At 72.4% G+C, this 13,915-nt stretch carries 13 protein-coding genes; all 13 read right to left on the bottom strand.

Annotated elements, in window-relative coordinates; all coding sequences use genetic code 11:
- Positions 1-2,163 carry a potassium-transporting ATPase subunit KdpB gene (gene kdpB / locus ET471_RS09715; protein WP_129187875.1) on the bottom strand — a complete coding sequence of 721 codons (2,163 nt, stop codon included), beginning with the start codon at positions 2,161-2,163 and terminating at the stop codon, positions 1-3.
- The gene (kdpA, locus tag ET471_RS09710) at positions 2,160-3,827 is read right to left on the bottom strand and encodes a potassium-transporting ATPase subunit KdpA (RefSeq protein ID WP_129187873.1); all 1,668 of its coding nucleotides are present in this window, start codon (positions 3,825-3,827) and stop codon (positions 2,160-2,162) included. The genes kdpB and kdpA overlap by 4 nt, the downstream gene beginning before the upstream one ends.
- A 7-nt stretch (positions 3,828-3,834) precedes the next feature.
- Positions 3,835-3,927 carry a K(+)-transporting ATPase subunit F gene (kdpF, locus tag ET471_RS09705; protein ID WP_129187871.1) on the bottom strand — a complete coding sequence of 31 codons (93 nt, stop codon included), beginning with the start codon at positions 3,925-3,927 and terminating at the stop codon, positions 3,835-3,837.
- Positions 3,924-4,061 carry a hypothetical protein gene (locus ET471_RS18035; RefSeq protein WP_165350466.1) on the bottom strand — a complete coding sequence of 46 codons (138 nt, stop codon included), beginning with the start codon at positions 4,059-4,061 and terminating at the stop codon, positions 3,924-3,926. The genes kdpF and ET471_RS18035 overlap by 4 nt, the downstream gene beginning before the upstream one ends.
- 110 nt (positions 4,062-4,171) lie before the next feature.
- On the bottom strand, positions 4,172-6,247 hold the full coding sequence (locus ET471_RS09700) for a beta-galactosidase (protein WP_129187869.1): 2,076 nt from the start codon (positions 6,245-6,247) through the stop codon (positions 4,172-4,174).
- A 40-nt stretch (positions 6,248-6,287) separates the two neighbouring features.
- Positions 6,288-6,788 (bottom strand): 5-dehydro-4-deoxy-D-glucuronate isomerase, encoded by a 501-nt coding sequence (gene kduI, locus ET471_RS18570; protein ID WP_242496228.1) that lies wholly within the window; start codon positions 6,786-6,788, stop codon positions 6,288-6,290.
- 355 nt (positions 6,789-7,143) lie between these two features.
- Positions 7,144-7,908: a 2-dehydro-3-deoxy-D-gluconate 5-dehydrogenase KduD gene (gene kduD, locus ET471_RS09690; protein WP_207207247.1), complete on the bottom strand. Its 765-nt coding sequence runs from the start codon at positions 7,906-7,908 to the stop codon at positions 7,144-7,146.
- A complete protein-coding gene (locus tag ET471_RS09685; protein WP_129187867.1) occupies positions 7,905-8,801 on the bottom strand; it encodes a fumarylacetoacetate hydrolase family protein in 897 nt (298 codons plus the stop codon). Before ET471_RS09685 ends, kduD begins: the two co-directional genes overlap by 4 nt.
- Entirely contained in the window at positions 8,798-10,012 is a 1,215-nt protein-coding gene (locus ET471_RS09680; protein WP_129187865.1) for a glycoside hydrolase family 88 protein, read from the bottom strand. Before ET471_RS09680 ends, ET471_RS09685 begins: the two co-directional genes overlap by 4 nt.
- The gene (locus ET471_RS09675) at positions 10,012-10,743 is read right to left on the bottom strand and encodes a ferredoxin-NADPH reductase (protein ID WP_129187863.1); all 732 of its coding nucleotides are present in this window, start codon (positions 10,741-10,743) and stop codon (positions 10,012-10,014) included. Before ET471_RS09675 ends, ET471_RS09680 begins: the two co-directional genes overlap by 1 nt.
- A complete protein-coding gene (locus tag ET471_RS09670) occupies positions 10,740-11,564 on the bottom strand; it encodes a carbohydrate ABC transporter permease (RefSeq protein ID WP_129187861.1) in 825 nt (274 codons plus the stop codon). The genes ET471_RS09675 and ET471_RS09670 overlap by 4 nt, the downstream gene beginning before the upstream one ends.
- Positions 11,564-12,505: a carbohydrate ABC transporter permease gene (locus ET471_RS09665; protein ID WP_129187859.1), complete on the bottom strand. Its 942-nt coding sequence runs from the start codon at positions 12,503-12,505 to the stop codon at positions 11,564-11,566. The genes ET471_RS09670 and ET471_RS09665 overlap by 1 nt, the downstream gene beginning before the upstream one ends.
- Positions 12,506-12,578: 73 nt before the next feature.
- Positions 12,579-13,901 (bottom strand): extracellular solute-binding protein, encoded by a 1,323-nt coding sequence (locus ET471_RS09660; protein WP_129187857.1) that lies wholly within the window; start codon positions 13,899-13,901, stop codon positions 12,579-12,581.
- Positions 13,902-13,915 lie beyond the last annotated feature (14 nt).

Here is a 13,915-nt window from a genome sequence, read left to right as displayed (position 1 = left end):
TCAGAGCCCCGGGATGAGAGAGACGAGCAGGTCGATGAGCTTGATGCCGACGAACGGCGCGATGAGCCCCCCGAGCCCGTAGACGAGCAGGTTCCTGCGCAGCAGCGAGGCCGCCGACGACGGCCGGTACTTCACGCCCTTGAGCGAGAGCGGGATGAGGGCCACGATGATCAGGGCGTTGAAGATGACGGCCGAGAGCATCGCGGACTGCGGCGACGAGAGCCGCATGACGTTGAGGACGTCGAGCTGCGGGAACAGCCCCACGAACATCGCGGGCAGGATCGCGAAGTACTTCGCGATGTCGTTGGCGACCGAGAAGGTGGTCAGGGCGCCGCGCGTGATGAGGAGCTGCTTGCCGATCTCGACGATCTCGATGAGCTTGGTGGGGTCCGAGTCGAGGTCGACCATGTTGCCGGCCTCCTTCGCGGCGGTCGTGCCCGTGTTCATGGCGACGCCGACGTCGGACTGCGCGAGGGCCGGGGCGTCGTTGGTGCCGTCGCCGGCCATCGCGACGAGGCGGCCGCCGGTCTGCTCGCGGCGGATGAGGGCCATCTTGTCCTCGGGGGTGGCCTCGGCGAGGAAGTCGTCGACGCCGGCCTCCTTGGCGATGGCGGCCGCGGTGAGGCGGTTGTCGCCCGTCACCATGACGGTGCGGATGCCCATGGCGCGCAGCTCGTCGAACCGCTCGCGCATGCCCTCCTTGACGACGTCCTTGAGGTGCACGACGCCGAGGACCCGGGCGGGGCGCTCGCCCACCTGCTCGGCGACGACGAGCGGGGTGCCGCCCGACGTCGAGACCTCCTCGACGAACGCGGCCAGCGCGGCGGCGTCGGCGGCGGGGACGTGCGCCCCGGTCGAGTGCAGCCAGGCGGCGACGGCCGAGCCGGCGCCCTTGCGGATGCGGTAGGTCTCGCCGGCCCCCGGCGGGACATCGATGCCCGACATGCGCGTCTGGGCCGTGAAGGGCACCAGCTCCGCTCCGGCCGGCAGCGTGGCGACGTCGTCGAGCATTCCGTCGACGAGCTCGACGATCGAGCGCCCCTCGGGCGTCTCGTCGGCGAGCGACGACAGGCGGGCCGCGCGGGCCAGGTCGGCCTCGGTCACGGCGCCGACCGCGAGCACGCGTGCGGCGCGGCGGTTGCCGTAGGTGATGGTGCCGGTCTTGTCGAGCAGCAGCACGTCGACGTCGCCGGCGGCCTCGACCGCGCGGCCCGACATGGCGAGCACGTTGCGCTGCACCAGGCGGTCCATGCCGGCGATGCCGATCGCGCTGAGGAGCGCGCCGATCGTCGTCGGGATGAGGCATACCAGCAGGGCGGTGAGCACGAGCAGCGACTGCTTCTCCCCGCTGTACGCCGCGAACGGCTGGAGGGTGGCCACGGCCAGCAGGAAGATGATCGTCAGCGACGTCAGCAGGATGTTGAGCGCGACCTCGTTGGGGGTCTTCTGCCGCTCCGAGCCCTCGACGAGGGCGATCATGCGGTCCACGAACGTGGAGCCCGCGGGCGCGGTGATGCGCACGACGATGCGGTCGCTCAGCACGACCGTGCCGCCCGTGACGGCGGACCGGTCGCCGCCGGACTCGCGGATCACCGGGGCGGACTCGCCCGTGATCGCCGACTCGTCGACCGAGGCGACGCCCTCGATGACGTCGCCGTCGCCGGGGATGGTCTCCCCCGCCGCGACCACGACGACGTCGCCGACCTGGAGCGACGTGGACGGGACGGTGACCGTCTCGAGCGACGCCAGCGACGAGCCGTAGGCCAGCGTGTCCACGGGCGCGGCCACCTTGCGGGCGGTGGTGTGCTTCTGCGTGGCGCGCAGCGACGACGCCTGCGCCTTGCCGCGGGACTCGGCGACGGACTCCGCGAGCGTGGCGAACAGGACCGTCAACCACAGCCAGACGGCGATCCACCAGGCGAAGACCTCGGGGTCGACGACCGCGAGGACCGTGGTGAGCACCGCGCCGATCTCGACGACGAACATGACGGGCGAGCCGATCATGTCGCGCGGGTCGAGCTTGCGGACGGCACCCGGCAGGGCGGAGCGGATCTGGGCGATGGTGAGGGCGCGGCCCGCACCGACCTGGCGGCGGGGGGAACGGGGCGCGGCGACGTCGTCGGACGACGAGGGACGGACGGGGGTGCGCACGGACGCGCTCATGACAGGGACTCCACGATCGGGCCGAGGGAGAGGACCGGGATGAAGGTGAGGCCGACGACGATCAGGGCCACACCCCCGACCAGCCCGACGAACAGCGGCTTGTGGGTGGGCAGGGTGCCCGCGGTGGGCGGCGTCGTCGTCTGGGAGGCGAGCCGGCCCGCGAGGGCGAGGACGAGGGCGATCGGCACGAACCGGCCGAGCAGCATGGCCAGGCCGATCATCGTGTTGTAGTACGGGGTCGCGGCGCCGAGGCCGGCGAACGCGGAGCCGTTGTTGTTGGCGCCCGACGTGAAGCCGTAGAGCACCTCGGACAGGCCGTGCGGGCCCACCTCCTGGATGCCGGCGAGCCCGGCCGGGACGACGACCGAGATGCCGGTCATGACCAGCACGATCGCGGGCATCGTCAGGATGTACAGGGCCACGAGCGTCATCTCGCGCTGGCCGATCTTCTTGCCCAGGTACTCGGGCGTGCGGCCCACCATGAGGCCCGCGATGAAGACGGCGAGGACTGCGACGATGAGCATGCCGTACAGGCCGGAGCCGACGCCGCCGGGTGCGATCTCGCCCAGCATCATGGTGAACAGCGCGATCAGGCCGCCGGGGGCCGTGAGCGAGTCGTGCGACGCGTTGACGGCGCCCGTCGAGGTGCCCGTCGTGGCGACGGCGAACAGTGCCGACGCGGCAGGCCCGAAGCGCTGCTCCTTGCCCTCCATCGCGCCGCCCGCGAGCTGCGGCACCAGGCCCGGGGCCTTGAGCTCGGCCCACGTCATGAGCGCGGTCAGGGTGGCCCAGATGCCGCCCATGACGCCGAGGATCGCCCAGCCCTGCCGGCGGTCGCCCACCATGAGGCCGAAGGTGCGCGGCAGCGCGGACGGGACGAGCAGGATCAGGAAGACCTGGAACAGGTTGGTGAACGCGTTCGGGTTCTCCAGCGGGTGGGCGCTGTTCGCGTTGAAGAAGCCGCCGCCGTTGGTGCCCAGCAGCTTGATGGCCTCCTGGCTCGCCACCGGGCCCCCGAGCACGCTCTGCGTCCCGCCCGTCAGCGTCGTGATCGCCTCGTGCGGGTGCAGGTTCTGGATCACGCCCGCGGCCATGAGCACGACGGCGCCCAGCACGGCGATCGGCAGCAGGATGCGGACGACGCCGCGCACGAGGTCGGACCAGAAGTTGCCGACGCGCCCGTCCGCCCCGGAGCGGGCGAACCCGCGCACCAGGGCCACCGCGACGGCCATGCCGACGGCGGCGGAGACGAAGTTCTGCACGGCGAGCCCGGCCATCTGGGCCAGGTGGCCCGCGAGCGCCTCGCCCGAGTACGACTGCCAGTTCGTGTTGGCCACGAAGCTCGCGGCGGTGTTCCACGCGGTCGCCGGGTCGAACGACTCCATCCCGATCGACCAGGGCAGGTGGTCCTGCAGGCGGAGCAGCGCGTAGAGGAAGAGCAGGGAGGCGACCGAGAACCCGAGCAGCGAGAGCAGGTAGGTGCTCCAGCGCTGGTCGGCGTCGGCGTCGACCTTGACGAACCGGTAGAAGGCGCGCTCGGCGCGCAGGTGCTTCGGGGTGGTGTAGACGCGGGCCATGTGGGCGCCCAGCGGGTGGTGCACGGCCGCGAGCGCCAGCACGAGGATGCCGAGCTGCCCGACCGCGAGCCAGACGGTGGTGGTCACGACGCGGTCACCGCACCTTGTCGCTGCGCAGCAGCGCGACGAACAGGTACCCGAGCAGGGCGACCGTCAGGACGAGCCCGACCCAGTCGGCGGCGCTCACGAGTCGCTCCCGTCGGCGGCCGGGGGGACGTGGGTCGTCGCCGGGACGACGGCGCGGTCGCCGGAGCGCCGCGCGACGACGGCGATCGCGGCGAACAGCACCACGGTCAGCAGGACATAGGCCACATCGGTCATAGGTCCAGGTGTAGCGCCGCCTGGGTGGCGTCCTGCCGGGCCCTGACGGTTCCCTGACAGCGGCGCCCCGGGCGGTGACGACTCCTTGGCGCCGCCGCCCGGGGCGGGTGCTACCGGTCCTGGACGAGCACGGCGGAGCGCGGCCCGACGACGACGTCGGCGGCGTCGAGCTCCTCGCCCGTGTCGAGGCGCCGGCCGGTGACGGCGGCGACGACGGCGGGCGAGTCGCCGTGGTTGAGCAGGAACGTCACCGGGCCGCGCCGCGTGCGCGAGACGCCGGGCGGCACCGCGTGCTCGACGACGCCCGCGGCCGCGAGCACCTGCCCCAGGACGGTGTCACGGCCCCGCGCGTCGAGGCGGGTGGCCACGTACCAGGCGTCGCCCGCGCCGCCCGCGCCCGGCAGGACGGTGACGGCCGGCCCGCCCACGAGGTCGGTGCCCGCGAACCGGGCGACGACGCGCACGCGCTCGTCGTCGACCGCGAGGTCGTCGGCCCACTCGCGGGCGGCGCCGCGAAATGGCGCACCTTCCGCCTCGACGAGCTCGACGACGTCGTCCGCGCCGGGAGCGCCCACCTCGGCGGAGACGCGGTCCACCTCGGGGTCGAGCGGGTCGCCGGACCCGGGCAGGTCGACGCTCACGCCGAACGGGGCGAACTCGAGCACGCGCACACCGACGACGTCGGCGAGGGCGCGCAGGTACCCGCCCAGGACGGCGTGCCCGGCGGCGTCGACGTACCCGGTCAGGTAGGTGACCACGACGTGCACGCCCGCGGCGACGGCCTCGCGCAGCCGCGCGGCGGCGGCGTCGGTGAGCCGGAACAGCGACGGGACGACGACCACGCGGTAGCCCGTGAGGTCGTCCTCGGGGTGGGCGACGTCGACGACGTGCCCGCGCTCGAAGAGGCTCGCGTGCCAGTCGCGCAGGCCGCGCACGGCGGTCTTCTCGGCGACGGGGCCGATCGCGGCGTCCTGCGTCCAGGCGTTGCGCCAGTCCCACAGGATGGCGACGTCGACGTCGATCTCGCCGCCGCGCACGGCGCCCGCCGTCGCGAGGTCCTGGCCGAGGGCGACGACGTCGCGCCACGTGCGGGCCTCGCGCCCGGCGTGCGGCACCATGCCGGAGTGCCACGTCTCGGCACCCGCCGTCGACTGCCGCCACTGGAAGTCGAGGATGCCGTCGGCGCCGCGCGCGACCGTCTGGAGCGACCACAGCGCGTACTGGCCCGGGCGCTTGGCGGCGTTGCGCGCACGCCACTGCACGGCGTTCGGGGCCTGCTCCATCTGGACGAACGGCCTGCCGCCGCCGAGCGAGCGCATGAGGTCCGCGTCGAGCGCGTACGTGCGCGCGCCGCGCGGGTCGGCCGGGTCCGGGTAGGTGTCGTTGCTGACGAAGTCGACGTGCTGCGCCCACCGGCGGTAGTCGAGCGGCTCGAAGAGGCCCATGAAGTTCGTGGTCACGGGGATCGCGGGGTTGGCCCGGTTCAGGATCTCCTTCTCGAGCAGGTAGAGCTCGAGCAGGGTGTCGGAGCAGAACTCCTTCCAGTCCGTCACCTGGTGCGGGTTGCCGAACGTCGGCGTGAGTCCGGGCGGGATCACGTCGTCCCACGAGCCGACGCGCTGCGACCAGAAGGCCGTCCCCCACGCCTCGTTGACGGCGTCGAGCGTGCCGTACCGGGCCCGTACCCAGGCGCGGAACCGGCCCGCGGTCTCGTCGTCGAAGCTCTCGAGGACGTGGCACGCGTACTCGTTGCCGACGTGCCACGCCACGAGCGCCGGATGGCCGGAGAACTCGGCGGCGAGCACCTCGACGAGGGCCGCGACCCGGTCGCGGAACACCTGCGACGACGGGTTGTACGCCTGCCGCGACCCCCACCGCAGCACGGCGCCCTCGCGTGTGACCGGCAGCGTCTCGGGGTACCGGCGCCCGAGCCACGCGGGCGGCGACGCCGTCGCCGTCGCGAGGTCGACGCCGATGCCGGCCGCGTGCAGGCGGTCGACGACGGCGCGCAGCCAGCCGACCTCGAAGCGGCCCTCCTCGGGCTCCAGGAGCGCCCAGGAGAAGATGCCCAGGCTCACCACGGTCACGCCGGCCTCGCGCATGAGCTTGACGTCCTGCTCGAGCGTGGCATCGTCCCACTGCTCCGGGTTGTAGTCCCCGCCGTAGGCCAGGGTGTCGTTCCGCATGGTCCGCCTTCGTCGTCGAGGTGCTGGGTGGTGCCGGGGGCTAGCGCAGCGACGCCGGCGCCGCCGGGTCCATGTCGGTGAACTCCTGGTTCTCCCCCGCCATGGCCCACACGAACGAGTACGCCGCCGTGCCGACGCCGGAGTGCAGCGACCACGACGGCGAGATGACGGCCTGACGGTCGGCGACGACGAGATGGCGGGTCTCGGTCCGCTCGCCCAGGAGGTGGATGACGCGCGCGTCGGCCGGCAGGTCGAAGTACAGGTAGCACTCGGTGCGGCGGTCGTGCGTGTGCGCCGGCATCGTGTTCCACATCGAGCCCGGGTGCAGCGTCGTCACGCCCATGACCACCTGGCAGGACCGCACGCCGTTCAGGTGGATGTACTGCCGCAGCGTGCGGGCGTTGCCCGTCTCCTGGCCGCCCAGCTCCTGCACGTTGCCCTCGTCGGGCAGCACGCGCACGGTCGGGTATGTGGTGTGGGCGGGGGCGGAGAACAGGTAGAACTGCGCGCCCTGCTCGCCGTCGGCGTCCGCGAACACCACCTCGCGGGTCCCGCGGCCGATGTACAGGCACGCGCGCGGGGGAGCTCGTAGACCTCGTCGTCGGCCGTGACCGTGCCGGCGCCGCCCACGTTGACGATGCCGAGCTCGCGGTTGGCCAGGAAGTAGTCGGCGCGCAGCTCGTCGTACGTGGGCAGGGGCAGCGCCGTGCCCGCAGGGACGGCGCCGCCCAGCACGATGCGGTCGTGGTGGGTGTAGGTCAGCGACACCTCGCCCGGGACGAACACCTCCTCGACGAGATAGCGGGCACGCAGCTCGGCGGTGTCCATGCCGGGCACCTGGGCGGGGTGGGTGGCGTAACGCTGGTCCATGGTTGTTCTCCTGGATAGGGCGGGGCTCAGCGGACGAGCCAGCCGCCGTCGACGGGGATGATCGCGCCGTGGAGGTAGTCCGACGCCGACGACGCGAGGAACACGAACGCGCCCTGGAGGTCGGCGGGCGTGCCCCAGCGGGCGGCGGGGATGCGGTCGAGGATGGAGCGCTCGCGCGCCTCGTCCGCACGGATGGGTGCGGTGTTGTCCGTGGCGATGTACCCCGGCGCGATGGCGTTGACGTTGACGCCCTGCGCGGCGAGCTCGTTCGCGAACGCCTTGGTGATGCCGGCGACGGCGTGCTTGGAGGCGGCGTAGCCCGGCACGAGGATGCCGCCCTGGTACGTGAGCATCGACGCGACGTTGACGATCTTGCCCGACCCCTGCGCGACGAACCGGCGTCCCGCCGCCTGCGACAGGTGGAAGACGGCGTCGAGGTTGACCGCCAGGACGTCGTCCCAGTCCTGCGCGGAGTGCTCGAGCACGGGGGCGCGGCGGATGGTCCCGGCGTTGTTGACCAGGACGTCGATGCGCCCGAGCGCCGCGACGACCGAGTCGACCGACGCGGCCAGCTCGGCGGGCGTCGCCGCGACCAGGTCCTGCTGGATCACGTGCACGCGCCGGCCGAGTGCCTCGACGGCGGCCGCCGTCTCCTGCGGGACCGAGGAGGCGAGGAGGGCGACGTCCGCGCCGGCCTCCGCGAGGGCGAGCGCGGCGCCCTGGCCGAGCCCGCGGCTGGCGCCCGTGACGAGGGCGACCTTCCCGTCGAGGCGGAACGAGTCGAGGATCATGGGGTCCCTGCTTCCTGCGCGAACGGGGCGGCGAACGGGGCGGCGAACCGGGTGGTGAGCTCCCCGAGCCCCGCGACGCGCACGGTCACGGCGTCGCCGTCCGCGAGCGGGCGGTGGGCGGCCTGCGCCTCGGGCAGCTTCTGGGGCGTGCCCGACGAGATCACGTCGCCGGGCTCGAGGGTCAGCACCTGCGAGACGTAGTGCACGAGGTAGGCCATCTCGAAGACCATCGTCGACGTGCTCTGCGAGACCGTGACGACGCCGTCGCGCACCACCTCGAGCAGCAGGTCGTGCGGGTCCGGCACGGCGTCGGACGTGGTGACCCACGGCCCCAGCGGCGCGAACGCGTCGAAGCACTTGCCGAGCTCCCACTGCGAGCTGCGGTCCTGCCAGTCGCGCGAGGAGACGTCGTTGAGCAGCGTGTAGCCGCCGATGTGCTCGGCCGCACGCTCGAGCGGCACGTTCGTGGCCCGCCGCCCGACGACGATCGCGATCTCGCCCTCGTAGTCGGTGTGCTCGGAGACCGCGGGCAGCGGGACGACGTCGCGCGGTCCGGCGAGCGTGTTCGGCGTCTTGACGAACACGTTCGGGTGCGGCGGCACGTCGTCGAGGGCGGCGCCCTGGGCGACGTGCCCGGCGTAGTTGTAACCGAGGCACAGGATCACCCCGGGCCGCACGGGCGCCGCGAGCGCGACGTCGTCGAGGGCGGGGAGACCGGCGTCCGCCCCGGCCGCGAGGGCGCGGGCGGCGGCGAGCAGGTCGTCGCTCGCGAGGATCTCGGCGACGCCGCCCGCCACGTCCGACAGGTCCACCACGCGGTCCGTGCCGTCGACGTCGGCGACCGCGCCCGGGTGCCCGGCGCCGGCGGCGTCGAGCCAGGTCACGAGCCTCACCAGTACCGCACCCACTCCGGGCGGGCGTGCCGCACGAGCGCCTCGAGGTAGAAGTAGTCGCCCCACAGCGACCCCTCGTCGACGCCGTTGCCCTTGGGGGCGTCGTACACGGAGTGGAGCAGCAGCGCGTCCGACGCCACGCCCTCCGCCGTCGGCGTGTAGCCCGCGACGAGGCCGCGCAGGATGCGCACCGCCTGCGCCGCATACCGTTCGGCGCGGTCCGGGTCCGCCTCGACGCGGGCCAGCTCGTGCAGGCCGCAGACGGCGATGGCGGCGGCCGACGAGTCGCGCGGCTGGCCGCTGCCGTCGCCGTAGGCGAGGTCCCAGAAGGGGACGGCGTCGGCGGGCAGGTGGTCCAGGAAGTAGTCGGCGCACCGGCGGGCGGCGTCGAGCAGCAGCGGGTCGCCCGTCGCCTCGTGGTTGAGCGTGAACCCGTAGATGCCCCACGCCTGGCCGCGCGACCAGCACGAGTCGTCGAACGCGCCCTGCTCCGTGGCACCGCGCAGGGGCTCCCCCGTCGCGGCGTCCCAGTAGAACGTGTGGAACGTCGAGTCGTCCGCCCGCAGGATGTGCTCGCGCAGCTGCGCGGTGTGGCGGCGGACGGCGTCGTCGTAGCGCGGGTCGCCCGTCTGGCGTCCCGCCCACGTGAGCAGCGGCATGTTCATGAGCGAGTCGATGATGGTGCGGCCGCGCTGCGCGGGGTCGGTGAGGTCGCCCCACGCCTGGACGATCCCGGCGGGCTCGAGGAGGCGGCCCATGAGGTGGTCGGCGGCGGCCAGGGCGGCGTCGCGTCCCGTCGCCACGGCCGCGGCGGCCTCGGCGTCGCCGGCGTCGGCGGCCGGGGCGAGCAGGCGCGACGGCGCCACGCACGCGAGCGTGTAGAGGAACCCGAGGTCGTGCGTCTCGAGGTCGTCGCCCTCGCGCACGCGCCGGTCGAAGTCGCGCAGGTGGCGCAGCCCCGCCTCGCGGAGCGCGGCGTCGCCGGTCAGCTCCCACCCGAGCCAGGCGATGCCGGCCGGGAAGCTCGTGGTCCAGCCGCGGTTGGCCCCCGCGGCGTGCGTCGCGTCGGCGGGGCGCACCGGGTAGAGGTTGTCGCGGGTGGTGTCGTCGGGGTAGCGGTCGGCGAACGCCGGCGCGGTGCCGAGCACCGACGCGCACGCGTCGTCGAGCGCGGAGCCCACCAGGGTGGTGAGCTCGTCAACGCTGGTCATCAGTTCTCCTCCAGCGACCCGGCGGGCCGCGTCTCGGGGATCGCGAGGCGCAGCGCGAACCGCGCGGCACCCCAGGCGACGTACAGCAGCGGGGCGGGCAGCAGCCCGATCCCCTGGGCAGGGCGGACGGCGACGATGCCGGCCAGCAGGGCGAGCACGACGAGTGCCGCGCCGGCGAGGTACCAGCGGCGCACGGCGAGGAACAGCGCCGCCTTGAGCAGGTCGCGCAGGCGCGCGGCGGGCACCTCGGGCACGGCGGCGAGGGCGACGACCCCGGTCAGCGCGGAGAGCAGCAGCACGACGCCCACGACGGGCGTCACGAGCGCCCCGGCTGGCCGCCCGGCGAGGAAGCGCAGGTCGGCGACGCCGACGACGGCCACCGCGGCGAGCAGCGCCCCGATCGCGAGCGCGCGCCGGGCGTGCCGCCGGTACGCGGCCCCGAAGGTGCGCACCGGCGTCGGGGCGCCGTCGTCGGACACCTGGCGGAACACGGCGGCCGCGGCCACCGCGGCGGGCGCCGCGAGCGGTGCGAGCACCGCGAGCGCCGGCCACGACCGCGCCGGGTCGGTCGTCAGGAGCATGACGACGATCGGGAGGCACGCGACGAGCAGCATCGCGTTGACCACGAGGCCCGTCAGGAGCGTGCCGAACACGGTGGTGTAGACCTGCCCGCCGACGCGCAGGCGCGGCGCGACCGCGGGGGCGGGCATCCCGACCGCGGGGGCGGTCATCCCTTGACCCCCGTCGACGCGATGCCCTCGACGAAGTACCGCTGGCCGAGCATGAAGATCACCGCGATGGGCAGCACGGACAGCACGGAGCCGGTCATGATCAGGGCGTACTCGGCGTCGTACTGGCTGATGAACGTCTTGAGGCCGAGCTGGATGGTCCAGTTCTGCGCGCTGCGCAGGTAGATGAGCGGGCCCAGGTAGTCGTTCCACGTGTTGACGAACGTCAGCAGCGTGAGGGACGCGATGGCGGGGACGGACAGCGGCATCATGATGCGCCGCCAGATGCCGTACTCGGAGAGGCCGTCGATGCGGGCGGCCTCGTTGAGCGACTCGGGCACCGACTCGAAGTACTGCTTCATGAGGAACACGCCGAACGCGCCGAACGCCTGGAGGGCGACGATCGCCCAGAGGGTGTCGTTGAGGTGGATCTTCGACATGAGCACGAACTGCGGGATCATGTACGACTGCCACGGCACGGCCATGGTGCCGATGTAGGCGAGGAAGAGCACGTCGCGCCCGGGGAACCGCATGCGGGCGAACCCGTAGGCGGCGAAGCTGCCCGTGAACACCTGCAGCACGGTGACGACGACGGCGAGCAGCAGCGTGTTGCGCAGCCAGGTCGTCATGTCGGACCGCTGCCAGATCTCGACGTAGTTGTGCCAGACGACGGGGTCGGGCAGCCACTGCACGGGGATGGTGAAGACGTCGTTGTTGTGCTTCAGCGACGAGACGACCATCCAGAAGAACGGCAGGAGCATCGCGGCGGCGGCCACCACGAGGAAGACGACGCCGACGGTCTTGCCGGCGATCCGCACGCCCATCAGGCTTCCCTCCTCTTGTTCCACAGGAACTGGAAGATCGTCACGAGGATGCAGATGAGGAACAGCACCACGGAGATCGCGGACGCGTACCCGAACTGGAACTCGCCGAAGCCCTTCTGGAAGATGTACTGGCTCAGCACGAGGGTGGACTGCCCCGGCCCGCCGTTGGTCATGACGAGGATCAGGTCGAACACCTTGAACGACCCGATGGTGAGCATCACGGTGACGAAGAACGTCGTCGGGCGCAGGCACGGGATCGTGACGTTCCAGAACCGCTGCCACGGGCCGGCGCCGTCGACGCGGGCCGCCTCGTGCAGCTCGGCCGGCACGGTCTGGAGACCGGCGAGGAACAGCAGCATGTAGTAGCCCATCTCGCGCCACGTGCCGACGATGAGCACCGCGGGCATCGACCAGGTGGCCGACGTCGTCCAGCCGGGCCCGTTCTCGACGCCGAGCAGCCCGAGGAACTGGTTGATGGGCCCGTACTTGGGGCTGAAGAGCATGTTCCACACGACGGCGATCGCGACGATCGACGTGATGTACGGGAAGAACGCGACCGTGCGGAAGAACGCGACGCCGCGCATCTTGCGGTTGAGCCACAGGGCGAGCGCGAGCGACGCGACGAGGGTCACGGGGATGTGGACCACCGCGTAGTACAGGGTGTTGAGCAGCGCGGTGTGGAAGCTCTTGTCGCTGAGGAGGCGGGTGTAGTTGTCCAGGCCCACCCACGGGGCCGTGCCGAACACGTTCCAGCTCGTGAACGACATGTAGAACAGCGTGACGACGGGCACGAGCGTGAGCAGCGCGAACCCGACGAAGTTCGGCAGGATGAACGTCCAGCCGATCAGGGTGTTGCGCAGCGCGAGCCTGCGGCCCGGGCGCGACCGCCGCGGGGCGACGCCCGGGGCGTGGATGCGGTCGCCGGTGACGACGGTGGCCATGGTGACTCCTGACTGGTCGATCGAGGGGCGGGGGTCGGGGAGGGGCCCGTGCGGGCCCCTCCCCGACCGTCGATCAGCTGCCGACCTCGCTCTTGAAGCGGTCCTGCGCGTCCTTGATCGCCTGGTCGACGGGGGTCGACCCGGTCATGATCGCCGTGTGCATGTCGTTGAGGATCGTCTGCGTCGCGGCGGTCTTGCTCGACGTCGGGTTCTCCGGGTTCGTCTTGTGGGTCGTCCACGCGAACTTCGACAGGTCGTCGGTGGGGGCGCCGTCGACGGCGAAGTAGGTCTGCGCGACGGCGTCCGTGGTGGTGGCCGGCGTGATGCCGATCTTGGCGAGGGCCTGGCCGGCCTCCTCGCTCGCGGCGAAGGCGAGGAACTCCTTGGCCGCGGCGACCTTGTCCTTGTCGATGTTGGCGTTGATCGCGAAGGCGGTCGGGTCGCCGAAGGTCACGGGGGTCTTGTCCGTGCCCGTCGTGGACTTGTCGAGCTGCGGCGCCGGGGCGAAGCCCCAGCTGAACGTGTCCGCGTCGCCCGACTTCGCCTGCGCGATGAGGGTGGCGACGTACCAGCTGCCCATGGGCATCATGGCGGCCTTCTGCTTGCCGAACTGCGCCTGGTACGTGAGCGTGTTCGTCGTGATGGTGCCCTGGTCGACCTGGGCGCCGTCGGCGACGAGCTTCAGGACGCGGTCGTAGTACGGCGCGAAGTACTCGAAGTCGCCCGACAGGATGTCCGCGTCCGGCGTCTGGGCGCTCGCGAAGCCCTGGAGCGTCGACTGCCACGAGTGCTGGTAGGTGCCCAGCGCGTCGGAGCCCGCCGCCTTGAGGCCGGTGGTCAGGTCGCGGGCGGCCTGGGCGTAGTCGTCCCACGTCCACGAGCCGTCGGGGTAGGCGACGCCCGCCTTGTCGAACAGGTCCTTGTTGTAGAACAGCATCCAGGAGTCCTGGCGGTACGGGACGCCGTAGTACTTGCCGTCGATCTCGTACGAGCTCGTCCCGTTGACGTCCTTCGACAGCTTCGAGACGACGTCGCTCACGTCCATGAGCTGGCCACCGGTCTGGAACACCGAGACGTTCTTGACCTCCTTCTGGGTCACGATGTCCGGCGCCGTGCCGGCCGCGAGGTCGGCCGTGATGAGCGTCGTGTACTGCGCGGGGTCGTACTCCTTGAGCTCGATCGTGACGTTCGGGTCCTTCGCGTGGAACGCGTCGGCCAGCGTCTGGAACTCCGGCGTGGTCTTCAGGCTCCAGCCCGAGACGGTGAGGGTCACGGGGCCGGCGGCCTCGGTCGCCCCGCCGCCGGTGCTGTCGTCGTCGCCGCCACCGCTGCACGCGGTCAGGGCCATCGCGGCGACGGCGGCGAGGCCGATCGCCGCCGAGGTGTTGCGCTTCATCGGTTGCTCTCCTT

The organism is Xylanimonas protaetiae (assembly GCF_004135385.1).
In the GTDB taxonomy this organism is placed as follows: Bacteria; Actinomycetota; Actinomycetes; order Actinomycetales; family Cellulomonadaceae; genus Xylanimonas; species Xylanimonas protaetiae.
This window is presented reverse-complemented; position numbering and strand designations above follow the sequence as displayed.

What these genes read in the sequence shown, in the direction of transcription:
- ET471_RS09665 (WP_129187859.1), bottom strand. Translation starts at nt 12,505, where the DNA reads ATGGCCACCGTCGTCACCGGCGACCGCATCCACGCCCCGGGCGTCGCC.
- ET471_RS09675 (WP_129187863.1), bottom strand. Translation starts at nt 10,743, where the DNA reads ATGACCGCCCCCGCGGTCGGGATGCCCGCCCCCGCGGTCGCGCCGCGC.
- kduD (WP_207207247.1), bottom strand. Translation starts at nt 7,908, where the DNA reads ATGATCCTCGACTCGTTCCGCCTCGACGGGAAGGTCGCCCTCGTCACG.
- ET471_RS18035 (WP_165350466.1), bottom strand. Translation starts at nt 4,061, where the DNA reads ATGACCGATGTGGCCTATGTCCTGCTGACCGTGGTGCTGTTCGCCGCG.
- ET471_RS09680 (WP_129187865.1), bottom strand. Translation starts at nt 10,012, where the DNA reads ATGACCAGCGTTGACGAGCTCACCACCCTGGTGGGCTCCGCGCTCGAC.
- ET471_RS09670 (WP_129187861.1), bottom strand. Translation starts at nt 11,564, where the DNA reads ATGGGCGTGCGGATCGCCGGCAAGACCGTCGGCGTCGTCTTCCTCGTG.
- ET471_RS09660 (WP_129187857.1), bottom strand. Translation starts at nt 13,901, where the DNA reads ATGAAGCGCAACACCTCGGCGGCGATCGGCCTCGCCGCCGTCGCCGCG.
- kdpB (WP_129187875.1), bottom strand. Translation starts at nt 2,163, where the DNA reads ATGAGCGCGTCCGTGCGCACCCCCGTCCGTCCCTCGTCGTCCGACGAC.
- ET471_RS09700 (WP_129187869.1), bottom strand. Translation starts at nt 6,247, where the DNA reads ATGCGGAACGACACCCTGGCCTACGGCGGGGACTACAACCCGGAGCAG.